Origin of the sequence: Sulfurimonas sp. (assembly GCF_028694895.1) — a bacterium.
Taxonomy (GTDB): domain Bacteria; phylum Campylobacterota; class Campylobacteria; order Campylobacterales; family Sulfurimonadaceae; genus Sulfurimonas.
Window position 1 is genome coordinate 1 of sequence record NZ_JAQVKA010000021.1, and the last position, 23,782, is coordinate 23,782.

At 35.0% G+C, this 23,782-nt stretch carries 24 protein-coding genes; 12 read left to right on the forward strand and 12 right to left on the reverse strand.

The genetic code is table 11. From position 1 onward, the window contains the following. The 9 genes from PHI38_RS04385 to PHI38_RS04425 form a co-directional block, all read left to right on the forward strand. Positions 1–781, forward strand: a 781-nt coding sequence (locus PHI38_RS04385; RefSeq protein ID WP_299853245.1) for a 4Fe-4S dicluster domain-containing protein, incomplete at its 5' end; no start/stop codon positions are given. A gap of 57 nt (positions 782–838) precedes the next feature. After that, entirely contained in the window at positions 839–4,345 is a 3,507-nt protein-coding gene (locus PHI38_RS04390) for a DUF748 domain-containing protein (RefSeq protein WP_299853247.1), read from the forward strand. 91 nt (positions 4,346–4,436) lie between these two features. After that, entirely contained in the window at positions 4,437–5,483 is a 1,047-nt protein-coding gene (locus tag PHI38_RS04395) for a YeiH family protein (protein WP_299853249.1), read from the forward strand. A gap of 63 nt (positions 5,484–5,546) precedes the next feature. Further along, entirely contained in the window at positions 5,547–6,014 is a 468-nt protein-coding gene (locus tag PHI38_RS04400) for a hypothetical protein (RefSeq protein ID WP_299853251.1), read from the forward strand. After that, positions 6,014–7,060 (forward strand): tetratricopeptide repeat protein, encoded by a 1,047-nt coding sequence (locus tag PHI38_RS04405; RefSeq protein WP_299853253.1) that lies wholly within the window; start codon positions 6,014–6,016, stop codon positions 7,058–7,060. Before PHI38_RS04400 ends, PHI38_RS04405 begins: the two co-directional genes overlap by 1 nt. After that, a complete protein-coding gene (rnhA, locus tag PHI38_RS04410) occupies positions 7,035–7,466 on the forward strand; it encodes a ribonuclease HI (RefSeq protein ID WP_299853255.1) in 432 nt (143 codons plus the stop codon). The genes PHI38_RS04405 and rnhA overlap by 26 nt, the downstream gene beginning before the upstream one ends. Continuing rightward, positions 7,463–8,143, forward strand: a complete 681-nt coding sequence (rnc, locus tag PHI38_RS04415; protein WP_299853257.1) for a ribonuclease III — start codon at positions 7,463–7,465, stop codon at positions 8,141–8,143. Before rnhA ends, rnc begins: the two co-directional genes overlap by 4 nt. Next, positions 8,143–9,219 carry a chorismate synthase gene (aroC, locus tag PHI38_RS04420; protein WP_299853259.1) on the forward strand — a complete coding sequence of 359 codons (1,077 nt, stop codon included), beginning with the start codon at positions 8,143–8,145 and terminating at the stop codon, positions 9,217–9,219. The genes rnc and aroC overlap by 1 nt, the downstream gene beginning before the upstream one ends. Positions 9,220–9,327: 108 nt before the next feature. After that, positions 9,328–10,179 carry a nitrate- and nitrite sensing domain-containing protein gene (locus PHI38_RS04425; RefSeq protein WP_299853261.1) on the forward strand — a complete coding sequence of 284 codons (852 nt, stop codon included), beginning with the start codon at positions 9,328–9,330 and terminating at the stop codon, positions 10,177–10,179. A gap of 20 nt (positions 10,180–10,199) precedes the next feature. On the opposite strand, the gene PHI38_RS04430 is transcribed toward PHI38_RS04425, so the two are convergent. The 6 genes from PHI38_RS04430 to PHI38_RS04455 all read right to left on the reverse strand — a co-directional run bounded on the left by PHI38_RS04430 (position 10,200) and on the right by PHI38_RS04455 (position 14,940). Beyond that, entirely contained in the window at positions 10,200–11,171 is a 972-nt protein-coding gene (locus PHI38_RS04430; protein ID WP_299853263.1) for a DUF6781 family protein, read from the reverse strand. 12 nt (positions 11,172–11,183) lie between these two features. After that, complete coding sequence (locus PHI38_RS04435; RefSeq protein ID WP_299853265.1) at positions 11,184–11,453, reverse strand: DUF493 domain-containing protein; 270 nt, start codon at positions 11,451–11,453, stop codon at positions 11,184–11,186. Continuing rightward, positions 11,434–11,904, reverse strand: a complete 471-nt coding sequence (gene moaC / locus PHI38_RS04440) for a cyclic pyranopterin monophosphate synthase MoaC (RefSeq protein ID WP_299853267.1) — start codon at positions 11,902–11,904, stop codon at positions 11,434–11,436. Before moaC ends, PHI38_RS04435 begins: the two co-directional genes overlap by 20 nt. A 70-nt stretch (positions 11,905–11,974) precedes the next feature. Next, a complete protein-coding gene (mobA, locus tag PHI38_RS04445) occupies positions 11,975–12,556 on the reverse strand; it encodes a molybdenum cofactor guanylyltransferase MobA (RefSeq protein WP_299853269.1) in 582 nt (193 codons plus the stop codon). After that, positions 12,556–13,596 carry an OmpA family protein gene (locus PHI38_RS04450; protein WP_299853271.1) on the reverse strand — a complete coding sequence of 347 codons (1,041 nt, stop codon included), beginning with the start codon at positions 13,594–13,596 and terminating at the stop codon, positions 12,556–12,558. The genes mobA and PHI38_RS04450 overlap by 1 nt, the downstream gene beginning before the upstream one ends. Before the next feature lie 84 nt (positions 13,597–13,680). After that, the gene (locus PHI38_RS04455) at positions 13,681–14,940 is read right to left on the reverse strand and encodes a 3-isopropylmalate dehydratase large subunit (RefSeq protein ID WP_299853273.1); all 1,260 of its coding nucleotides are present in this window, start codon (positions 14,938–14,940) and stop codon (positions 13,681–13,683) included. Positions 14,941–15,088: 148 nt separating this feature from the next. On the opposite strand from PHI38_RS04455, the gene PHI38_RS04460 reads away from it, so the two are divergent. Next, positions 15,089–15,775 (forward strand): pseudouridine synthase, encoded by a 687-nt coding sequence (locus PHI38_RS04460; RefSeq protein WP_299853275.1) that lies wholly within the window; start codon positions 15,089–15,091, stop codon positions 15,773–15,775. Here PHI38_RS04460 and PHI38_RS04465 read toward each other — a convergent pair. Beyond that, a complete protein-coding gene (locus PHI38_RS04465; RefSeq protein ID WP_299853277.1) occupies positions 15,772–16,275 on the reverse strand; it encodes a hypothetical protein in 504 nt (167 codons plus the stop codon). The two genes, PHI38_RS04460 and PHI38_RS04465, sit on opposite strands and share 4 nt — an antisense overlap. 160 nt (positions 16,276–16,435) lie before the next feature. On the opposite strand from PHI38_RS04465, the gene PHI38_RS04470 reads away from it, so the two are divergent. Together PHI38_RS04470 and PHI38_RS04475 are read left to right on the forward strand one after the other, a co-directional pair. Continuing rightward, positions 16,436–17,650 (forward strand): NifS family cysteine desulfurase, encoded by a 1,215-nt coding sequence (locus PHI38_RS04470; RefSeq protein WP_299853279.1) that lies wholly within the window; start codon positions 16,436–16,438, stop codon positions 17,648–17,650. A gap of 31 nt (positions 17,651–17,681) precedes the next feature. Next, a complete protein-coding gene (locus PHI38_RS04475) occupies positions 17,682–18,656 on the forward strand; it encodes an iron-sulfur cluster assembly scaffold protein (protein WP_299853281.1) in 975 nt (324 codons plus the stop codon). Positions 18,657–18,715: 59 nt separating this feature from the next. Here PHI38_RS04475 and PHI38_RS04480 read toward each other — a convergent pair whose 3' ends face one another. From PHI38_RS04480 to PHI38_RS04500, 5 genes are all read right to left on the reverse strand, one after another. Beyond that, positions 18,716–20,929 (reverse strand): methyl-accepting chemotaxis protein, encoded by a 2,214-nt coding sequence (locus PHI38_RS04480; protein ID WP_299853283.1) that lies wholly within the window; start codon positions 20,927–20,929, stop codon positions 18,716–18,718. A gap of 53 nt (positions 20,930–20,982) precedes the next feature. Next, positions 20,983–21,780 carry a UDP-N-acetylmuramate dehydrogenase gene (locus PHI38_RS04485; protein WP_299853285.1) on the reverse strand — a complete coding sequence of 266 codons (798 nt, stop codon included), beginning with the start codon at positions 21,778–21,780 and terminating at the stop codon, positions 20,983–20,985. Then, positions 21,780–22,046 (reverse strand): flagellar biosynthesis protein FliQ, encoded by a 267-nt coding sequence (gene fliQ / locus PHI38_RS04490; RefSeq protein ID WP_299853287.1) that lies wholly within the window; start codon positions 22,044–22,046, stop codon positions 21,780–21,782. Before fliQ ends, PHI38_RS04485 begins: the two co-directional genes overlap by 1 nt. Continuing rightward, a complete protein-coding gene (locus PHI38_RS04495; RefSeq protein ID WP_299853289.1) occupies positions 22,046–22,909 on the reverse strand; it encodes an MqnA/MqnD/SBP family protein in 864 nt (287 codons plus the stop codon). Before PHI38_RS04495 ends, fliQ begins: the two co-directional genes overlap by 1 nt. Positions 22,910–22,965: 56 nt before the next feature. Further along, the coding region (locus PHI38_RS04500; protein WP_299853291.1) for a bifunctional diguanylate cyclase/phosphodiesterase at positions 22,966–23,782 on the reverse strand (817 nt) is incomplete at its 5' end.

A 23,782-nucleotide genomic window follows, 5' to 3' on the forward strand; every position in this document is an offset into this window, starting at 1 on the left:
TGTTATGGCGCTTTATAACACAAATAGGGGCGGGCATATTTATAACGACGACAAAGAGAAGGTATTTACAAAACAAAAAGACCTTCAAGCTGTTGAAGCTCACGCGGAGTGTAGGGCATGTGAGAGTTGTGTAACTGTTTGCCCGACGCATATTGATATACGTAAAGGGTTACAACTTGAGTGTATTAACTGTTTAGAGTGTGTTGACGCCTGTACCGTTGTTATGGGTAAACTTGGAAAGCCTTCTTTGGTTACTTGGTCAAGCGAATATGAGATAATAGATAAACAAGGTAAGACAAAATACTTCCGTCCAAAGATTATTGCTTACATAGTGCTTCTGGTTGGCATTGCTGCTGCAATGGTAGTTATGGGAAGTAAAAAAGAGCATATGCTTCTAAATATAAACAAAGAAAATCGCCTCTACTCTGTTCATAAAGAGAGAGATGGACGTATAGCTGTTGAGAATGCTTATGAGTTTTTACTACAAAATACGCAAAACAAAACTCTAAACTTCTATTTTGAGGTAATTTTGCCAGAAGGTGTACAAGGAACTCTTGAGATTGAAAAACCAAAAGACTCTTTTGACGTTACACCGGATATAAAAAAGAAAAAAATTGTAGTACTTAGAACATACGATAAGTTGGCAGATGATGCAAGACATGACACTATCATCCCAATAACTATACGTGCCTATGCAATAGGGCATGAGGGGGAGATAGAGGTGCTTAGAAAGTCAACCTTTACCTATCCACGGGAAGATGTTTTAAGAGAAGCTAAATAATCTCTGTTTAAAATAGAATTTGATAGACTTTAGCAATCAAGCTTCAAGGTCTATCAATTGTTTAAAAGAATCTTCCTTTTTCTTATAGCTCTTTATACGGTTGTAGGTTTTTTGATACTTCCTCTTCTCTTAGAGTCACAGATACCAAAGATTGTAGCAAATAACACAAACTCCAATATAACCATCAAAGATATATCATTTAATCCCTATCTCTTTAAGATAAATCTCTCTGACGTAGAACTAAAAGATAATGAGGATAAACATCTAGCTTCTTTTAGCTCTTTATACATTGATTTGAAGTTTCTCTCACTCCTAAGAGGGGCAATTCATATAAAAGAGATAAGCCTTAAAAACCTACAAATTTCTCTGCTTTATGATAAAGATAAAATATTTAACTTCTCCAAACTCGCAAAACAGAGCAACAGGGATGAGAGTAGCACTACAAACAAAAGCGCAGATATACCAAGAGTTATAGTTGATAACTTCACTCTCTCAAACGGGATAGTAAGGTACGAAGATTTTACAAAGCCTAAAAAATTTGAGTTTATGGTGGATACTATAAACTTTAAGCTCACAGATATTGATACAAATGATTTTACTTCAAGCAACGCAAAGTTTAGATTTAACTCAAATTTACAAGATGGCGGCGAGGTTGATTTTAGAGTAAATGTTATAGGGTTTAAACCCTTTATAGTGGATGGAAGTGTAGATATCAAAGAGGCTAAGCTCTACTCCGCTTGGAAATATGTTCAAGATAGTTTGGGTATTGAGATAGCTGATGGAGTGCTCTCATTTGGGGCAACATACAACTTTAATATAGATGATATAAATGCGACACATGTGGATAATATCTATCTCTCTCTTTATGATTTAAGGGTTAAACCAAAAGATACAAACAGTGATATTTTAACTCTAAAGAGTTTGAGCATTAGCGGTGCAAATATGGAGCCGATGGCTCAGAGGGTATCTATAAAAGATGTAATTGTGGATTCACTAAGTGCTAAAGTAGAGCGCAGTGCAAAAGGGGAGATTGATTGGAGTAGCTATTTTAAGAGTAGTGAGCCTTCAAATGAAGAGGTGCAAAAGGAGGATAACGCAACTCAGTGGAGTGTGGTTGTAGAGAGTGTAGACCTTAAAAAAATAGCTGCTTCATTTAAAGATAGTAGTATAAAGCCATCTGTTGTCTCAAAACTAAACTCGCTTAATGCAGAGATAAAAAACATTACACTCTTAGGCCAAGAGTCAATAACGTATGCTCTTGATTTAGTTTTAAATGAGAGTGCAAAGTGTACATTGGACGGCTCTTTGATACATAAAAATCTCTCACTTCATAGTTATGTAAAATGTACTGATTTTGATATTACGCACTACAATCCATACATAGATACCATCGCCAAAGAGGAGCTAAAGAAGTTTAACATCTTCTTGAGTAGTGCTACTTTAGGCTTTGATGCAAACTTATCACTTAATGACAAAGGTGAAGGTATAGAGGCTCGTTTAAGTGGTGCAAATGTTGATATAAAAAATATGGCTTTAAATAGAAGAGAGAACAAAGAGAAGATAGTTGAGTTTAAAAAATTCTCTATAAATAGGGTGAAACTAGATACAAAAACAAAAGAGGTAGATATAGAAAATATCTCTTTGGATGCCCTAATGCTTGAAATAAAAAAAGCAAAAGATGGCACTTTGAATCTTGAGAGTTTAATAGAGACAAAAGAGGTTAAAAAAAGCCAAAAGAGTCCAGAAATAGGGCAAGAACCATATAGAGTAAAGCTGGGCTCATTTGACATAAATAGCGCAAAGCTCTCATATGATGACAAAAGTATAAAAGAGCCCTCAAAAACTACACTTGATAAGATTAATATAAGTGCAAAAAACATAGATTCAAAAGAGAAGAGTTGGTTTGATTATAGTGCTGATTTAAGAGTGAACTCCAAAGGCTATATGAACTCAAAAGGCTCTATAAAACATACTCCTCTTGAGCAAAAGGGAGAGTTTAAACTTAAAAATATCTCTCTCAAAGAGCTTACGCCATATCTTAGTGAGAGTACTTTTTTAAAGATAAGTGATGGCTCGCTTAATCTAAGAGCAAAGAGTAGCTACAAGCAAAAGGCGGATAAATATAGAGCAACTGTAGATGGGACGCTCAGTATAGAGAACTTCTTTTTACATGATACAAGAGATGGAAGTACTGTAGCCTCTTTTATAAAGGCTGAACTTAACTCATTTAAGTTTGACACACTCTCAAATGAGCTAAACATGGATGAAGTTTTACTAGACTCTTTTTATGTTGATGCACAGATAGATAAAAATAAAACTATGAACCTTGCAAAACTACTCAAAGAAAAAGAGGAGCCTATAGAGCAAGAAGAAACCCAAAACAAAACTCCTCTGCATTTTAAGCTTCTTAATTTAAAAGTAACAAATGGAAGTGCCAATTTTGCAGACTACTCCCTGCCCCTTGACTTTAAAACATCAATCCATAGTTTAAATGGCAATGTCTATGCAATCTCAAGCAATAAGGGTGAAGTTAGTTATGTTGAGATTGATGGAGGAGTTGATGAGTACGGCTCTACAAAGCTAAAAGGGAGCGTTGAGTCTTCAAACTTTAAATCATATACAGATTTGAACTTTAACTTTAGAAATCTAAACCTTAATAACTTTAGCGGTTATAGTGCGCAGTTTGCTGGGTATAAGATAGAAGAGGGAAAATTCTTTCTTGATTTAGAGTATAAGATTTATAATTCACAGCTTCTTGGCAAGAATTCTCTAATTATCAAAAAGATTAAATTGGGTGATGAGATAGAGGATGAAAATATTACAAAACTCCCACTTAGGTTTGCTGTAGCACTTCTTGAAGATACACAGGGTGTTATAGACATTAACATGCCAGTTGATGGAGATGTAAGTAAGCCAGACTTCAAGTATGGTGCAATGATTTTAAAAACTTTTGTAAATCTTATTGTAAAAGCAGTAGCGTCTCCTTTTAAATTTTTAGCCTCTACTATGGGAATAAATAGTGATGATATGGAGTTTATAGAGTTTGAGGCTTCTGAGAGTGCAGTGCTTGCCTCTGAGAGAGAAAAACTAGATAGTGTAGCAAAGATACTCCAAGAGAAGCCAAAGCTCTTCTTGGGCATTTCTGGTGGGTTTGATGCTAAGATAGATAAAGAGGCTATTCAAGCAAAAAAATTAACACAGCTGATATTAAAGCAGAGCTCAAATAGCTCAGGCGTAACCATAAGAACGGTTGAATTTTTATGTTCTAGATTTTTAGGCAATGAGACAGTGAGAGCGCTAAAGAGTGAAGCGGAGAAAAAAAATCAAAATGAGTTATTTAAATTAGAATATGAAAAAGCTCTGTTTGAGAAGTGTACACAAATGCAAAGTGTAAATGATGAAGAGCTAAGGGAGTTGGCAGATATAAGAGCACAGAGCATTGCTAATTATCTCATCCAAACAAAAAACATAGAACCTTCCAGAGTATTGGTAGAGGATGTCAAAGCTAGGAGTGATTCAAAAGAGAGATGGGTTAAATCATCTCTTAAAATAGAGATAAAATAGAGATTAAAATTAATTTTGTATAAAAAATAGACATAGTTTTTATAAATTTTTTTGTTACAATTGCGTCTTTTTTTTAAGATAAGGAGTCTTAATGCCATTTTCACCAGCAAACAGAAAGGGAACAATAAACGGGATAATATTTGTAGCAATCTTCGCTGCAGCTGCAACTATGATCGCAGATATCGCATTTGTTAAATCTCTTGGAATCTCACCTCTTGTTATCGGTATAGTTATCGGTATATTTTATGCAAACACTTTACACAATAGCACACCAAAAGCATGGGCTAGCGGAGTTACATTTAGTGGTAAGAAGATACTTAGATTTGCCATAGTATTTTATGGTTTTCGCATCACTTTTCAGCAAATTGCTGAGGTCGGAGTTGAGGGGTTTATGGTCTCTTTAATTATGCTCTCAACAACTTTTGTACTTGGAACATGGGCAGGACAGAGAATTTTTAAAATGGATAGAGATACATCAATGCTTACAGCAGCAGGAGCTTCTGTATGTGGGGCTGCAGCGGTTTTGGCAACAGAGCCTGTACTAAAAGCTGAGGATCACAAAACAGCAGTTGCGGTATCTATGGTTGTTCTTTTTGGAACAATTGCTATGTTTTTATATCCAGCACTCTACAATGTAGGCTTTTTTGATATGAATGCTAAAGAGTTTGGTATATATGTTGGTGGAACTATCCATGAAGTTGCTCAAGTTGTAGCAGTTCCAGCTTCAATACTGGGTGCGAGCGAAGAGATGGCTAACTCAGCTGTTATTGTTAAGATGACAAGAGTTATCATGATAGCTCCAATGCTTATTATTTTGGGGATTTACCTCTCTTTTAGTGCTAAGAAAAATGGAGACGAAGCTGGTGGTGTTAAGCTAGTTATTCCTTGGTTTGCTGTTTACTTTATAGGTATGGCTGGATTTAATTCACTTCAAATTGTGCCTCTAAATATAGTGGATGTTATCAATGAAATAGATACATTTTTACTTACAATGGCAATGACGGCTTTAGGCATGGGAACTATTTTTGCAAAATTCAAAGGGCTTGGATTAGCTCCTATATATACTGCAGGACTTATGTTTGGCTGGCTTATGGTTGGTGGATATTTTGTGACAAAATGGGTTGTAGCAGTATTTTAATTATTAGTTCTTTTAACCAAAAAAGTATATAATAAATTAAAATCTCTACAAAGGAGCCTAAGAGTGTCACATCTGCCAAACAAGCTTAACTCTTACTGGCTTTGGAGAGAAGTGTCTTCAAAGCTAGGGCTCTCAAATCCTACCTACAGATATTGGAAAAATACACCAAGTCTGAAACTAAACAATAAATATCTATTTATTCAAAAAAACACTCTCCCACAAAAGTATGAGTATGTTGAAAATATATTAACAGACCTCTCTGGGCACCTTCCTATCAGGTATGCTTCTGATCAGTTACACGTAAATGAACGAGTGTTCTTTTATGAAAAGATGAGACTTTATAAAGAGTTTGAGTATAAGTTTGTAGAAGATGTAAAGTTTGTAAATATCAAAAAATTCTTTACAGAGTTTGGCATAAAAGTAGGCAAAAACTCAGTTGTACAACTTGCAAAGATAAAAGATTTGGACATTGGACCTGAGTGCACATTTTATAATTTAAAGAATGATTATGGCATAGTGGTTTACGACTGATGGATGCCTTTTTTATAGAGTCAAAAGACCCTCTTTTTGGGATAATAATCTTTTTTGTTCTTATTTTTGTTATAACCTTTTTCTCTTATTGGTTTAACAAATTTAAGAAAAAAGAGGATTATAGACATCTTGATAATTTTTTAAAACAGTTCCAAGCAATGCCTTCTCAAAATGAGTTAAAAGTACTAATTACAAAAGGTGAACTCTCTGAAAAGTCTTGGTTTTTGCTGGCAAATGCCTACACAAAGAGCGGTAACTATGAAAAAGCTATTGAGATATACTCAGAACTTTTAAAAGCAGAAGATAAGACAAACTATAGAGAGACTCTTTTTCTTCTTGGTAAAACTTACTTTAGGGCTGGATTTTTAGAGCGGGCTAGGGTTATATTTTTAGAGATATTAAAGACAAACCCAAGAACGCCCCAAGCACTTAACTATCTGCTCTTAGCGTATGAGCAGATGAAAAATTATAAAGAAGCTATAGAGATTTTAGAGCCTCTTGAAGAGCTTAAGCAAGATACTTTGATAGAAGCAGCATATCTTAATATGCTGCTGATTTTAAACTCTGTTGAGCTTGGAGTAGATGAAAAAGTAGAAGCAGTGCTAAAGATTTATAAGAGCTCAAATCTTCTTGCATATCTTGTATTTGAGTATCTATTTAGAGTAAATCCTAAAGTTGCTTGGGAAAATTTTGACGCATCAAAGAGTGAGTTATTGATAGATGTGTTGTGGAACATAGAGAGAAAAGATTTAGATTTTAACATTATCATGCAAAACGGATTTTTAAAAGAGCTCTATAGTGCAAAAGGGTATATCAAAGAGGCAAGTAGCAGCTCTATCTTTGAACTTGATATTTTGATAAACCTTGATTCAAAGGTAAACGCTACACTTGGGTTTGAGTATATTTGTAATAGTTGTAAAGTGGTTTTTCCATTTGCTTTTCATCGTTGCAGTAACTGCCACTCAATTGGTACTTCAAGAGCCGAACTCTCTTTAGTCAAAGATTATCATAAGGATTTTAGTGAAGAAAATAACTCTTTTCAGTGATGGAAGTGCACTAGGAAATCCAGGACCTGGAGGATATGGTGTGATTTTACGCTTTGGGGATAAGGAGAGAGAGCTCTCTGGTGGGCATATTCACACAACCAACAACAGAATGGAGCTTTTAGGAGTTATCGAGGGTCTTAGAGCATTAAAACATCCATGCGATGTTGATATAGTATCAGACTCCTCGTATGTTGTAAAAGGGATAAATGAGTGGCTTTGCAATTGGATAAAAAAAGATTTTAAAAATATAAAAAATCCAGATTTATGGAGGGATTATATAGAAGTGTCAAGAGTTCATAAAATAAATGCAATATGGGTTAGAGGACACGATGGACACATTGAAAATGAGAGATGCGATGTTTTGGCAAAAAATGAAGCGCAAAAAATAAAAGAGGCAAAAAAATGAGTAAAAAGATAGAGATGTTAGAAGAGATTTTGGGATATAAGTTTAAAAACCAGAAGCTCATTATCGAAGCGCTGACACATAAAAGTCATAAGCAGCCCTACGATAATGAGCGACTAGAATTTTTAGGTGATGCAGTTTTGGATCTTATTGTTGGAGAGTATCTTTTTTTTAAGTTTGCTTCTTCTGATGAGGGGGCACTCTCAAAGATAAGAGCTGCACTTGTAAATGAAGATGGATTTGAGAGGCTTGCTAGATCTATAAACTTAGGTGAGTATATTTACCTCTCAAACGCAGAAGAGAACAATGGTGGAAGAGAGAAAGCTTCTCTTCTATCAAACGCTTTTGAAGCGGTAATGGGAGCAATTTATCTTGAATCTGGGCTCAACGTTGTAAAGCTTATAGCAATCGATATAATTGAGAAAAATTACAAAGAGATATCGCTTGACTCTCTCTTTAGAGATTATAAGACAACTCTTCAAGAGTTAACACAAGCTAGGTTTGGACAGACTCCTGAGTATATAGTAATTGCTAGTCGTGGGCCTGATCATAAAAAAGAGTTTGAAGTTGCTGTTATCATTGAGGGTAAAGAGTATGCAAGAGCTGTTGGGAAAAGTAAAAAGATAGCTCAACAAGAAGCAGCCGAGATGGCAGTTAAGATACTAAAGGGAGATGCGTAGTGAACAGTTTTGGGCAAAAATTTAAGATTAGTACTTTTGGGGAATCCCATGGAGTAGCTATTGGATGCCTTTTAGATGGTGTCCCTGCAGGATTAGAGATTAACGAAGAGTTTATTCAAAGTGAGCTAGACAGAAGAAAACCGGGTAAGAGTGAGTTTGAAACTGCTAGAAAAGAGGACGATAAAGTTGAAATCCTAAGTGGTGTTTTTGAGGGTAAGAGTACCGGAACGCCAATAGCAATGATAATACATAACACAAACCAAAAATCTAAAGACTACTCAAACATAAAAGATATATTTCGTCCAGGACATGCCGATTTTACATACTTTCATAAGTATGGTTTGCGAGATTATAGAGGTGGAGGACGAAGCTCTGCTAGAGAGACTGCTGCAAGAGTTGCTGGTGGGGCTGTTGCAAAACTGATGCTCAAAGAGTTAGGTATTGAAGTGCAAAGCGGAATTTGTGAAGTAGATGGAATTAAATCGTTAGAGTTTGATTACGAAGCAGCCAAGAAAAGTATCATCTATGCACTAGATGCAACTAAAGAAGAGGCGCAAAAAGAGGCTATTTTAAGAGCTAAAGGGGAGCACGATTCAGTTGGTGGAGTCTCAAGAGTTCTTATAAAAGGTGCTCCAATTGGGCTTGGGCAACCACTTTATTATAAACTAGATGCAATTTTAGCAGATGCTATGATGGGTATAAATGCTGTTAAAGCTGTTGAGATAGGAGATGGAATACTAAGCGCAACGCTAAGGGGTTCTATAAATAATGACGCTATAAGAGCAGATGGTTTTGTAACAAACCACTCAGGCGGAATTCTTGGTGGAATAAGTAATGGTGAAGATATTGTTATGAATGTATATTTTAAACCAACCCCTTCTATCTTTAAGGAGCAACAAACTCTTACATCTCAAGATGAAGAGGTAAACTTTTCTCTTAAAGGTCGTCATGACCCTTGTGTTGCTATTCGCGGCACGATTGTATGCGAAGCGATGGCTGCTCTTGTTATTGCTGATATGCTTCTTTTAAATATGGGTTCTGAGATGAATGGGCTTTTAAATTATTATAAAAAGTAGAAAAAATATTTAAGATAAATTTAAAAAAAAGCTTAGATTATCTCTTTTATAAGTTTTAATTAATTTGTATAGAGTTAGAATGTCTCCTTTGCTATAAAAGGAGTCAAAGTGCGCGTTTTTTTATTTACCCTAATAATAATGTTTAATCTAGAGGCAAAGTCACTCTTTAGTAATAAAGAACAAGCTGATATTAGCCAATACATAAGCTCTTTAAAAGAACTTATTGTTGCTACTCAAAAAACAAGAGGCTTGACAAATAGCTATCTAAATGGGAATTTGATTGCACTGATGCTAGTACAAGATGCAAAAAGTGATATGAAAAAAGCTATTGGAGATATGGAATCCTTAAAGCTTGCATCAGACCTTGTAATAAATCAAAGGTCTTCAGATGTTAGCAAAAAATTGGTTGAGCTTAATCGTAAAGGGTTTAAGCTCAAGCCTGAAATTGCTTTTGAGAGATATACACAAGAGATAGAACAGATACTCATGCTCGCACAAACAGTTGGGAAAAGGGGTGCAGAGCACATGAGCCCATTTGCAAAAGAAGCCTCATTTATTATGATGGAGGAGATGCTTCCACTTAGTGAATATGTAGGACAATTAAGAGGAATGGGTTCTGGTATAGCAGCAAAAGGCCAAATCACTAAAGAGCAAAAAGAGACTCTAGCGATTATCATTAACGAAATCATAACCTTAAATAGTGAGTTAAAAAAAAACATAGAAAAAGTAATCTCTAAGAGCGAAAAAAATTATGCAAGTGCTATAGAAGCAAAAACTGTTAAAATTGACAGCTTGATTCAATCATATGTTGAATTTGCTAAAAAAGAGTTCTATAAAGAGAGTATCTCAATAAATCCTGATGAATATTTTACAAAAGGAACCGAGATAATTAGCGAAATAATTTTGGCATATGATGAGACTAATAGAGCAGTTTTAGATGATTCAAAAGGTTGGCTATAAAGAGAGACAAAGAGTAACTTTTACTCTTTTGGCTCTATCTTGCTCTTAGCTGTTTTAATAGCGCTATTAAGGGCTGTTTTTGCAATACCCCATGCCTGAATTCCCATTCTTTTTGCCTCTTTTGCCTTCTCAGATTTTAGAGCAGAATCAGCTCTTTTAACAGCTTTTTTAGCAAACGTGGAGAATCTATCTTTCATAAGTTGTGCTGTCTCTTTTGAGATATATATTAGCTCTTCAAGGTCATAACGCATCTTTTTATTAATCTCAAGAAGAATCTTTCTTATGCTTAAGCTGCTCTCATCCGCTTGTGTTTGAATAACTTGCAAAAATAGAGTATCTGTCTGATTTAAATCTTCCATAATGGTGTCATAATCTTCAATGAGAATGTGCTTTGCTTCAAGTGGCATAAATGCCAATCTTTTTTTAAATCTATCAATAGACTCATAAAGTCCAGTTCTCATACCTTTTAGGGTTGCTTCTAAAATATCTTCCGAGGTATTTGGAGTAGCCTCTGCAATATCTATACTTGAGTGAAGTATAGTTGAGAGTATTTTTCTGACTCTAATTGTATTTAGTGTCCCCTCTTTGATAGTCTCAAAAGTGAGCTCTCTTATAATCTCTTCAATCATATTTTTAGCTTCAGAATCTTTTGACTCTTCTAATGCTGTAATAATAGCGCCCTCAACTGTCTCGCTCAAAATATCAAAAAGATCTATTGATTGGAGTTTTGTTTGGTGAAGCTTAGATAGAGTTTGGGTGTCATTTTTATCTATCATTGACTCTATCTCATTAAAGAGATCATACTTTGCCTCTTGAAGCTCGCTATGCTTTTTTTGTATACTCTTCTCAAGAAGCTCTTTTTGTAAAATAAGCTCAGCAAGGGCATCATGCAGATGTTTAGTTCTCTTATCAATAAGATTTTGTACTATATCTTTTGTCTCATGCAGATTTAATTTTTCGAGCTTTATATCTTTTAATTCACTCAAACTCATTTTAGACTCCTTTTAAAGTACCATTTTTATATTTTGGTGCGCTTTTAGCGCTTCATAGATAAAGTTTCTATCATCTTCGTTGTGTACAAGCATATCCAAGTTCATGCTTATATATTTTCCACCTTTAGAATTCTTCGAGTGGATAAGTTTGTGTTCTCTCTCATCAATAACATCTCTAATGGCTTGCTTTAGCGCTTCTACTTCAGTAGCAATTAGTTTATATGACCAACTACATGGATATTCAAGCTGTAATTTTTCATCTCTATCGTTTAAAATCTCCACTTTTTCCTCCTGATTTTTCCTCAAGTTGAACACTACGTATAACCATCGCTTTGTCTATTGCTTTTACCATGTCATAGATTGTTAAAAGCCCAATACTAGTTCCAGTTAATGCTTCCATTTCGACACCAGTTTGACCTGTTAGCTTTGCAGTTACACTTAGCTTAAACCCTGGGAGTTCTGGTAACTCCTCTACATCACAATTTATACCGCTTAAATTTAATGGATGACACATCGGTATAAGCTCACTTGTTTTTTTACAGCCCATTATTGCTGCAATTACTGCTGTTTGAAGAACCGGACCTTTTTTTGTTTTTTGAGTCACAATTGCGTCATAAGCGTCTTGGCTCATCTCAATAATGCCACTAGCAATTGCTACTCTAGTCGTTTGGTTTTTATCTGAGACATCAACCATTTTTGGCCTATCTTTTTCGTCTAAGTGTGTTAAATTCATATTTTCTCGTTTTTTTTAATAATTTGCTTAAGTAAATATTATATCAAATAGTTGATAAATAACTCTTAGCCTAAGAATTTAAAATATTGAGTGCTTCTTGGTATTCGTGCGGATGGTTTAGGTTTAAAAATGGTTTTTCTTCTTTAAATTCTACATAGTCTGTATTTGAATTTTTAAGCAGAAGCCCAAGTTTATGATTATCATCTTGGAGCATTTGAGAAAATTTCTTCTCTAGTGAGCGGTGGTATATCCCACACATTGGTTGTATTGAGCCATTTAGTTTAGCAATCGTGGCATCATTAGTATCTTTATCGGCGCTAAGTAACTCTTTTATAACAAAGAGAGTAATAAAAGGGGTGTCTACACTTATGACAAAAAATTTATCAGATTCTAAATACTCGTAAGCAGAAACAAACCCGAGAGTGGGAGCATAGGTGGAAGATGTTTTTATATCTTCTATAAAGGTGGCTTCAAAGTTAAACTTTGATTTTTCTTTACAAGATATATAGATGTTTTTAAAGATTTTTTTTAGATTATGAAGTTGAAACTCTACTAAAGTATCAAATGAGCCAAAAGGAAGAAGAGCTTTGTCTTCTCCCATTCGACTCGATTTACCACCTGCAAAAATTATGCAAGGTATATCAAAGAGCATTATTTTTTAATTAACTCTGCTTCGATTCTTCTGTTTTGAGCTTTACCCTCTTTAGTATCATTTGTAGCAACTGGAGATTTTTCTCCCTTGCCTTCAGTTATAACTCTCTTAGCATCAACACCCTCTTGAACGATAAATGCTTTTACTGAGTTAGCTCTGTTTTCTGAGAGTTTTTGGTTGTCTTTATCACTACCTACACTATCAGTATGTCCAACAATTTTTGCATTGTAGTTTGGCATTTCTTTTAAGAACTCTGCAAACGCTCTTACTTCTGGTTGTGAAGCTGCATCAACTTTGTAAGAAGCTGTTTCAAAATTTACACGTAAAGTAACAAGTTTTGTACATCCATCTTTATCAACTTTATGTCCAGCAGGTGTTTTAGGACACTTATCTTTTGAGTTAAGTACACCATCTTTATCATCATCACCATCAACAGGTGCTGCAACTACAACAGGTGCTACTACAACTGGTTTAGGAGCAGGCTCTGCAACTGGCTCTGAAGCAGGTGCAACTGGCTGAGATTTCTCTCCAAATGCAAAGTTTAGACCAGCAAGAAGAGCTAGATTGCTATCCCACTCTCTATCATTTTCTTTTAACATATAAACAGCTTCAAGTTTTAGAGCTATATCTTCTGCTAATGCGATTTTTGTACCAACTCCTGCATTTAAGAATGCACTATCTTTATTTCTTGCGTCGTGTCTGCTAAATGTCTCATAACCAAGACCAGCTTTTACTAATGGAGTAAATACAGAGTCTGTTTTATACTCATAAACACCATTTAACGCAATACGAGAAATATCTGTGCTTAAGTCAGAGTCTTTATAACCAACATTGTTTGTGAAAAGAAAACTAAGCTCAGGCTTGATTAAAGAATCAAAACCATTGTATTGAAGCTCTACTCCACTTAGGAACTGATTGTCTAAATTTAAGTTCCCCTCAGGAATCATTGATCCAATTACAGGTGTAATCTCATAATTGTACTCTTGTGCAATAACAGCACTGCCTAATAAAAGGGCTGGAATCAGTAGTAATTTTTTCATTTTTGCTTCCTTTAGCGTTTTTGGAATTATATCAGATATCCTCTTAAAACAATCGTTGGATAACGAACTAGATTGACTCATTAATTATCTAGGGTCTGTAATGTAACCTTTTATCGCAGAGATTGCCGCAACTGCTGAGTTTGCTAGATATACCTTTGAACTTCTTGAGCCCATTCTTCCTACAAAGTTACGGTTTGTAGTTGATACGGCAACTTCGTTATCTCCTAAAATTCCCATATATCCGCCAAGGCAAGCTCCACATGTAGGATTACTTACAACTCCTCCAGCATCTACTATGATGTCAATGTATCCGAGTTTGTTTGCTTCTCTGAGTATCATCTGCGTTCCAGGAGTTACAATAAGGCGAACATCAGGATGTACTTTATGACCTTTTAGTATCTCTGCTGCAACTTTTAAGTCACTTAGTCTTCCGTTTGTACAGCTACCTATAAATGCTTGATCTATCTTGATGTTATCTTTTTGAGCTTGAACAACACTATGCCCATTTGATGGTAAAAATGGATACGCAATAACAGGGTCAAGTGCAGCCACATCTATATCTAATACTTGTACATAAGAAGCATCTGCATCTGAGTAGTGGATACGTGGTTCTCTTGCTAAGTTTTTATCACTTAAAAACTCTTTAGTTACATCATCATAAGCGACTATTCCGCTTTTTGCACCAGCTTCTATCGCCATGTTGCACATTGAAAATCTATCATCCATACTAAGGTGTTCTAATGTACTTCCAGTAAACTCTAATGTTTTATAAAGAGCTCCATCAACACCAATCAGGCGGATAATTTCTAGGATAATATCTTTACCTGTTGTATATTTACCCGGTTTTCCACTTAGATTTACTTTGATAGATTCAGGAACTTTAAACCAATTTCCGCCAGTTATCATAGCAAACGCTAGGTCAGTTGAGCCCATTCCCGTAGAAAAAGCTCCAAGTGCGCCATGAGTACATGTATGGCTATCTGCACCGATGATCACATCTCCAGGGACAATAAGCCCTTTTTCTGGTAGAAGTGCATGCTCAATTCCCATATCTTTTTCATCAAAAAAGTTTTTAAGAGAGTATTTTTTCGCAAAATCGCGACTAATTCTGGCTTGATTTGCACTTGCTATGTCTTTTGCTGGAATAAAGTGATCAAGAACTATAGAGAATCCGTCTGGATTTGCAAGTTTTGTAGCGCCACTATCTTCAAAAGCTTTTATAGAGATTGGAGTTGTGATGTCATTCCCAATTACCATATCTATGTTAGAGCGGACAATCTCTCCAGCAAAAACCATTTTACCAACATGCTGTGAAAATATTTTTTCAGTTATAGTTTGAGCCATAATATACCTTTATACAAATAATTAATTTTCGCGATTATAACATTTTATATAAGGCTCTTCAAGGTTAGGTTATTGCAAGATTTAGTAATTTTATACTTAAACATATAAAAGATACTTTTGTATATAATTTTTCAAAAAGAAGCAATATATGCAAAATAGTTATAAAAGAGTCGATGCTCATCTATCAAGTCTTGGATACTGTACAAGAAGCGAAGCAAAGAAATTTTTAAAAATTCAGAGTGTATGCGTTGATGGTGAGAGAGTTTTTGATGTAACAAAGAAAGCTTATCACTCTCAAATAACAGTAGATGGCCAAGAGTTAGACGCTGAGAGATTAGTTATTATCATGAATAAACCTTGCGGCGTGGTTTGTTCACATAGTGACTCAGGCGTACTTATATATTCACTTCTTCCTCTTAGATTTCAAAGAAGAAATCCAAAAATATCAACTATTGGCAGGCTTGATATGGACACAACAGGTGCTATTTTGCTCAGTGATGATGGCGCACTAAATCATAAACTAACAAGTCCTAAGAGTGAAGTCATAAAGATATATGAAGTTACTCTCGCACAAGATTTAAGAGGCGATGAGGCTGAGATTTTTTCAAGTGGAGAGCTTCTCTTAAATGGAGAAAAAAAACCTCTGCTGCCAGCTAAGATGGAAATAATCACTCCGACATCTGTAAGAGTTGAGATTTGTGAGGGAAGATATCATCAGGTGAAGCGAATGTTTGGCTCAGTTGGAAACAGAGTAATTGCACTTCATAGAGTTAGTTTTGGAGATTTTAGTGTAGAGGGTTTAAAACCCTCAGAGTTTAGAGAGGTTTCTCTTTAAATCTTATAATTAAGAGCTTTTTTAAAAAACTCAGTTGAGCAAAAAAACATTGCTACAAAGATAGGGTTTATAGTTACATTATCTTCATTTGCTATTTCAAAAATTTTAAAATCAAATGCTTCTCCGCCTTCAGGGCCTTTTATGATAACTTTAAACTCAAGAGGTGCAAGTGTCTTAATCATAGTTAAAATTTTCTTTTTTTTCTTTAGGTTCTCATTATCAAGGATATTAAAACTCTCACCTTCTGCACCTTTGTATGAGCGAAGAGTGTCTTCTAAAACATCAAACTTATCTTTAAAAATAATTTTATTCCATGAAATTTTAAGCTCTTTAGAGTCTACTTTACATGCGCTATCTATCAAAGCATTTGGTTTTTTCTCTTTTATTGCTTCTATTAAACCTAAAAGGAAGTTTGCTCCGCCAACACTTTGCGCATATTTTGTTATAAGTAGATGAGTAAGTGCTTTAGTTTGGTCATTTTGTTGGTTGAAATTGCACATAAAATGTTCCTAAGTTATTGTATAAATATAATTATAGCTTAAATATTATATAAGTATAATTTCACTTAAGCATATCGTAATAACAAACCTATTATTATATCAGGCTAAAAGAAGACAAAAATTGTCCTAATTAAATTAACTTAATAAAGTAAGGTAAAATATGAAAGTTTACTTAGATAATAATGCAACAACAATGGTAGATCCACTAGTTGTTGAAGAGATGCTGCCGTTTTTTAGTGACGTATATGGGAATCCTAATTCACTTCACAAATTTGGTACAGCATCTCATCCAGCACTAAGCAAAGCTTTAGACCAAGTCTATAAAGCAATAAATGCTAACGATAGCGACGATATAGTTTTTACATCATGTGCTACAGAATCAAACAACTGGGTTTTAAAATCGATATATAGAGATCTTATTGTGCATGGGGATAAAAACCATATTATTACGACAGAGGTTGAACACCCATCTGTTTATTCTGCGTGTAAAGCATTAGAAGAAGAGGGTGCAAAAGTTACATATTTGCCAGTTAACTCTCAAGGTATTGTTGAGGCTCATGTTGTAAAGAGTTTTATAACTGATAAAACTGCTTTAGTTTCAATTATGTGGGCTTCAAATGAGACAGGAATGATCAACCCTATAAAAGAGATTGGTGAAATCTGTAAAGAAAGAGGTGTTTTATTTCATTCTGACGCTGTTCAAGCAGTTGGTAAAATACCAGTTGATTTACAAGATGTTCATGTAGATTTTCTCTCAATGAGTGCTCATAAATTCCATGGTCCAAAAGGCATTGGAGCTCTTTATATTAAGAACTCGCAACCGCTTTCTCCACTTTTAAACGGTGGTGAGCATATGGGCGGTCGCCGCTCAGGAACTCTAAATGTTCCATATATTGTTGGTATGGGTAAAGCTATTGAGCTAGCAACTACAAACATACAAGAGAAGATAGCTTCAATCAAAGCAAAAAGAGATCGTTTAGAAGATGCCCTTTTGGAGCTAAGTGATACTTTTGTTGTTGGAGACCGTGAACATAGAACACCAAATACGATTTTAATATCTATAAAAGGTGTTGAAGGCGAAGGAATGCTTTGGGATTTAAACAATGGACAAATTGGTGCTTCAACAGGAAGTGCGTGTGCTAGTGAAGATCTTCAGGCAAACACTGTAATGCTTGCAATTGGGGCAGACAATGAACTCGCTCACACAGGTATTAGACTAAGTTTAAGTCGTTTTACAACTGATAGTGAGATTGACTATACAATAGCTCATTTCAAAAAATCAGTTGAGCGCTTAAGAGCGATATCAAGCTCTTTTGCAATAGTAGGACCAACTCCAGGTGGAGAGTCAAAAGAGTGTGAATTACACTTTCATTAAAAAACAAACGACTATATAAAAGGAAAATATTATGGCAAAAACTGATCTATTAGGTACTTCTTTATGGGATGCTTACTCAAATAAAGTAACAACTCTAATGAACAACCCTAATCACCAAGGTGAAATAACAGAAGCTGAAGCTGCTTCTCATGGAAATAAACTTATAGTTGCTGATTTTGGAGCGGAGAGTTGTGGGGATGCGGTGCGTCTTTACTGGGAAGTTGATCCAAAGACAGACAGTATTATTAACTCTAAATTTAAAAGTTTTGGATGTGGAACAGCTATTGCGAGTTCAGACATAATGACTGAGCTTTGTATTGGTAAAACTGTACAAGAGGCTGTAAAAATTACAAATATTGACGTTGAGTTTGCTCTTCGTGATAGCCCAGAGATTCCAGCAGTTCCGCCTCAAAAGATGCACTGTTCTGTTATGGCTTATGACGTTATTAAAAAAGCGGCAAGTCTTTATCTCGGCGTTGATGCTGAGAGTTTTGAAGAGGAGATTATCGTTTGTGAGTGTGCTCGTGTTAGCCTAAAAACTCTTCAAGAAGTAATTAGACTAAATGATTTAACTACAATAGAGCAGATTACAGACTACACAAAAGCTGGCGGTTTTTGTAAAAGCTGTATCAGACCTGGTGGACATGAACAAAGAGAGTACTACCTAGTGGATATTTTAGCAGATACTCGTCGTGAGATGGATGAAGAGAAGATGAAAGCTGCTGCTGATGCAGGAGATAGTGGGAATTTTGAAGCTATGACATTAGTTCAAAAAATCAAAGCGATAGATGCTGTTGTTGATGAGAATGTTCGTCAGTTTTTAATTATGGATGGCGGAAATATGGAAGTTATTGATGTAAAGACAAGCGATGAGTATATCGATGTTTATATCAGATACTTAGGAGCATGTAATGGTTGTGCGAGTTCTGCAACAGGAACTCTTTATGCGATAGAAGCAACTCTAAAAGAGCAACTCTCTAAAAAAATAAGAGTACTTCCAATATAATTTTTTTAAAATACCAAACATTCTAGTTTGGTGTTTTAACTTCCCCCAATACCCTTTTTTTAAGTCTTAAACTTGTCTAGCTGTGTTTTTAGCGTTTGACTAAGAGTATATAATTCATCAGAGCTATTTGAAATATTCAAAGCATTTTCTTTATTATTTTTAACAATATTGTCTATCTCTTTTATGTTTTTTAGAATTACTTGCGCTTTATCTTGAACATCTTTAGTGCTTAGGAGCGATGATGAAGCTAAATCAGCTGTACTTGTAATAATCTCTTTTGTATATTGGAGTTTGTCTCTCATAAGTTCTGAATCACCACTTAAAACCCTAGTTTTTTCAACATTTTTATTCATCTGATTACTAGCATCCATAATCGATTGTGTTATAACGCCAATAGTAGCATTTATTTCCCCGACGCCCTTTTGTGTACTCTCGGCAAGCTTACGAACTTCATCTGCAACAACAGCAAAACCACGCCCATGCTCGCCTGCTCGCGCTGCTTCAATAGCAGCATTAAGAGCTAAAAGGTTTGTTTTATCTGCAATATCCTCGATTAAAGAGAGAACATCTTTTACTGATTGGGCATCAGCTGAGAGTTGGTTTAGACGCTGTGCAAGCTCTTCTTCAACCTGAGCATTCTCTTGAATCTTGTCTACTATGTTTAAAATATTGGCTTGAAGTTCTTGCAGGTTATCTTCTGCTTGAGTTGTAACTTCTTGAGTTTTTTCAACATTTTGTGTAGTTATAAGAAGTTTTTCTCCCATCTCATCGCTCATGTTTTTTGTCTCATGAACTAAGATGAATTCATGCTGCGCGCCATCACTGATTGAAGATGCATTAGCTCTCATATCTTTAGTATGAATGTTATTTCTTTGTGAAGAACCTTTTGCTTCATTTAAAACTTCTTTAACTTCTCTAAGGAGTTTTGTAAATGCATTTGAGACCTCTCCTAGCTCATCTTGATTCTTATACTCTATACTATCTCTAGATAAGTCCAAGGACTCTAGCGTCGATACTATGTTGTCGCGAATAGTATTGATAGATGTTTTGATAAAACGATAAAGGCTAAGATTTAATATAGTAGATACTAATATAAAAAATAGAATCAAGACTAATATATCGTAAAATGTTTTTTGCAGATTTGATGAAGTGTTATTGTAAATATTTTCAATTTTGGTATTTATTTTTTGCTCTATTGTGTTAAATTGCTTGTTTATGATTGCGCTTGAGAGGGCCCACTCGTTTGAAGCTATTGTCTCTAGAGTTTTTCTATCTTCTTTTGCATAAGCTTCTTTTAGCTGATTGAGAAGAGCATTAGAGTTGTTGTACTCATCTATGATTATATCAAATGACTTTTTTAAATTTGTATCTGCATAAAACGAGCTGCTTTGTATATTTTGTATAACCTCTTGCATATTCTTTCTTGTCTGCTCTAGTGCAATTCTTGCACCTTCAAAAGCTATAAGTCCTGTTAGAGAATTGGATAGATTGTTAGAGATTGAGTTGAAATCATTTATAGCATTTAGAAGTTGGTTATGTGGCTTAAAACTCTCTTCATAAATCATATTTAAAGAGGCTTTACCAGCATTAGAAGCGTTTAATGAAAAGTATCCAATTGTTACCATGCTTATTGTTATAACAAAAATATTACTAAGTAATTTTTTAGAGATAAGCAAATCTTTTTTATTGATTAAGAGTTTAAATATAAAATATAGAGCTATAAATATCAATATGGCAAAAATAATTCTGATGATTACATGAGATAAAAGAGAATCTTCTACCTTTGCAGTCTCTTCTTTTGTAACAATCTTTACTCCATCAATCTCAAGACCATCTTTTTTCCACTGGCCTATACCGTTTTTTAACCAGTAAACATTTGTATATCCATCTTTTAAAGAAGCAATAGCAGCTTTGTATGATTTCCAACAATTTTCGCCATTACAATAAAATATAAGAGTAGCTTTTTTATCAGTTGGTAGTCTTGAGTTGTGATATATATCATTGGAATTATCAAAATCAACAATTTTATTTTCACTACCACCTTTTTCATCATAGTAAGCAGAGATGGCACCATAGATATGTTCAAGTGCATATTCGGGGATTTTTCTAGTATCTACAAAGAGTGCGCCCTCTTTTTGTTTCTCATACGCTTGTTGTGTACTTAGGAGTTGGACACCATATTTTAAAGCCGTGTCGGCATCAGGAGTAATTGGTTTTGCAAAAAGACAAATAGACAAAGATGCCAAAAAAAACAGTATTTTACTAAGGCTCATTTTAAGTACCTGTATAATTAAATTTGATTTTAGTATATCAAATTAACATTAAATCAACTCAACATATATCTAGTATCTAAAATCGCTATTTCACACTCTAGTTTTATTTTAAATTCATTTAAAACGCGTTTTTGAGCCTCTTGTATGAGATATATTGCATCATCAAATGTACCACCACCATGATTTACCAAAAAGTTTGCATGTTCTTTACTAAACTCCATAGCACCGACTCTTAAACCTTTGAGTCCAACTGCTTCTATTAGCCTTCCAGCGTAGTCGTTCTTTGGGTTTTTAAAACAACTTCCTGCACTTGGTGTTGAGGGTTGATTTTGGCGCATTTTTTTAAAAAGTTCTACCATCTCTATGTTAAAACCCTTCTCTATCTTGAAGGTAGCCTCTAATATAGGGCTTTTAATGTTTGTAAATCTATATCCATACTCTATCTCATCTTTTAAAAAAATGCCCTCACATGTAGTTACCCAGAGGAGGTTGTTAAAAATCTCATACTCTTTTAGCCCAGCATTCATAAATACAAGCCCACCTAATGTTCCTGGGAGATGTGAGAGAAACTCAAAGTTTGCAATATCGTGTTTTTTACAAAATGAGGCAATTTTTCCAGATGGAGTGGCAGCACCAATTTTAAGAGTGTTATCTTCTATCTTTATATAGTCATATTTTTTAGATAGTTTTATAAGTGGCGGTGGATTTGTACCTATGAGGATATTGTTACATGAACCAATCAGATAAGCATCTTTATATACAGCAGAGCAATCCTCTAAAATAGAGACTTCATACGAGTCTCCAATTTTTATCGAAGAGAATTTAGAGAAATTGATACTCTGTTTTTTCATTACTCTACAAAGGTGGGCATCATGTTAAATACTTCTGTTGAGAAGTCTATCATTACATTTAGCATCCAAGGCATAGTTAAAATGATTACAATAGCAACGCCAACAATCTTGGGGATAAAGCTTAGAGTCATCTCGTTTATTTGAGTGGTAGCTTGAAATATACTAACCGCCAAACCTATAAACATACCTACAAGCAGCCCTGGAAGAGCGAGCATAAGGGCTATTTTAAAGGTGTCAATTCCAAGTGATATGAGTTTTGCTTCCATTATGAGTTTCTTATCTCTCTATATTCGCAAGGTATCATAAAATCTTCAACATGAGTAGGCGCATCATAGAAGCCATTTTTATATCCAATCTCAAAGAGTTTGTTAATTGCTTTGTACTGGATAGGACTTAACGTAATAGAATCATCGTTTGCATAGAGTTCAAGGTACTTATCTAGCGTCTGCGCATCAATGCGAACTAAAGATCTCTCTAAAAGCATTTGTGAGAGCTTATGTTTATGCTCTCTTGCTATGTGGACAGCTTTTGTTAGAGTATCTTCGTACTCTATGGCTTTGTTTAGTGGAATGGAGCGGCTAATCGCCATTCCACCAAGAGGAAGTGGTAACCCTCCACCTGAGAGCTCTAACCAAATATCCCACATTTCTCGTTCAACTTCAAGCTCACTATTGTAAGTTAAAATGCTCTCATGGATAAGGACTCCAGCATCAACTTTGCCATCTAAGACAGCTTGTTCGATATCTAAAAAGTTCATATAGGTTATCCGTGCATCTGGGTAAGCTATGCGAAAGAGCATCGCATTTGTTGTGTGTTCTCCACTAAGAGCTACTTTAAAGTTGCGCTTTAGAGTGGCACCTTTTCTTTTTATAACCTTTGGTCCATACCCATCTCCAAAACTAACAGCAGTTTTAAGTGGAGCATAATCCTCTTTGATGTGAGGGTAAAGAGCAAAACTGATAGCTACTATCTCATAGACTCCATTTAGAGCCTTTTCATTAAGCGTTTGAATGTCCTCAGCAATATTATCAAATAGAGTGCCATCCATATCAACCCAGCCAAACTTTATAGCATAATACATAAAAACATCATCAGCATCTGGGGAGTGTGCAATAAGCGTCTTTTTCAAAATATCTATCCATCCTCTAAAAAGTAATGCAGATTTTAGCTAAATAAGCATAAATTCTACATGTGTTTAAGTAAAAATTCCCTGCACTCATTCACTTTTAGAGGTTTAGAGTAAAAATAACCTTGAATATTAGGACACCCTTCTCTTAGAAGAAAATTTCTCTGCTCTTTTGTCTCTACTCCCTCAGCAATTAACTCCAAAGAGAGGTTATTTGCTAGGGCAATAATTGTCTTTACAATCGCAACATCATCTTTGTCGTATGGTAAATCTTTTACAAAACTGCGATCAATTTTTAGTTTATCTACTGGGAGGCGCTTTAGATACGACAAAGAGGAGTAGCCTGTTCCAAAATCATCAATAGAGATAGATATACCAAACTCTCTTATAGCATTAAGAGTAGATGTTACATGTAGATTGTGTTTCATAATAAACCCCTCTGTTATCTCTATCTCTAAGTCAGTAGCAGAGAGCCCAATAGCAGCTATTTTTTGGTGCAGGTATTCTACATAATTAACATCTTCTAACTGTTTAGCTGAGACATTGATTGAGAGTTTGCCACATTGTATATTTTCATTTTTCCATGCAAGAACTTGCTTAGCAGCCTCTCTCAACATCCATTTGTCAATTTCGATAATTAGTCCAATATCTTCTGCAAAAGGGATAAATTTTATTGGTAAAATAAGCCCAAGTTCTGGATGATTCCAACGGATTAGTGCTTCAAGTCCTATAACCTTATCAACTCTAGCATCCATTTTAGGTTGAAAATAGACTTCAAACTCACTGTTTTGGGTAGCTCTTCTTAAGTCGCTCTCAAGAGTAACTCTCTCAAGCGCTAGTTCTGTCATCCTTATATTATAGAATTGGTATATATTT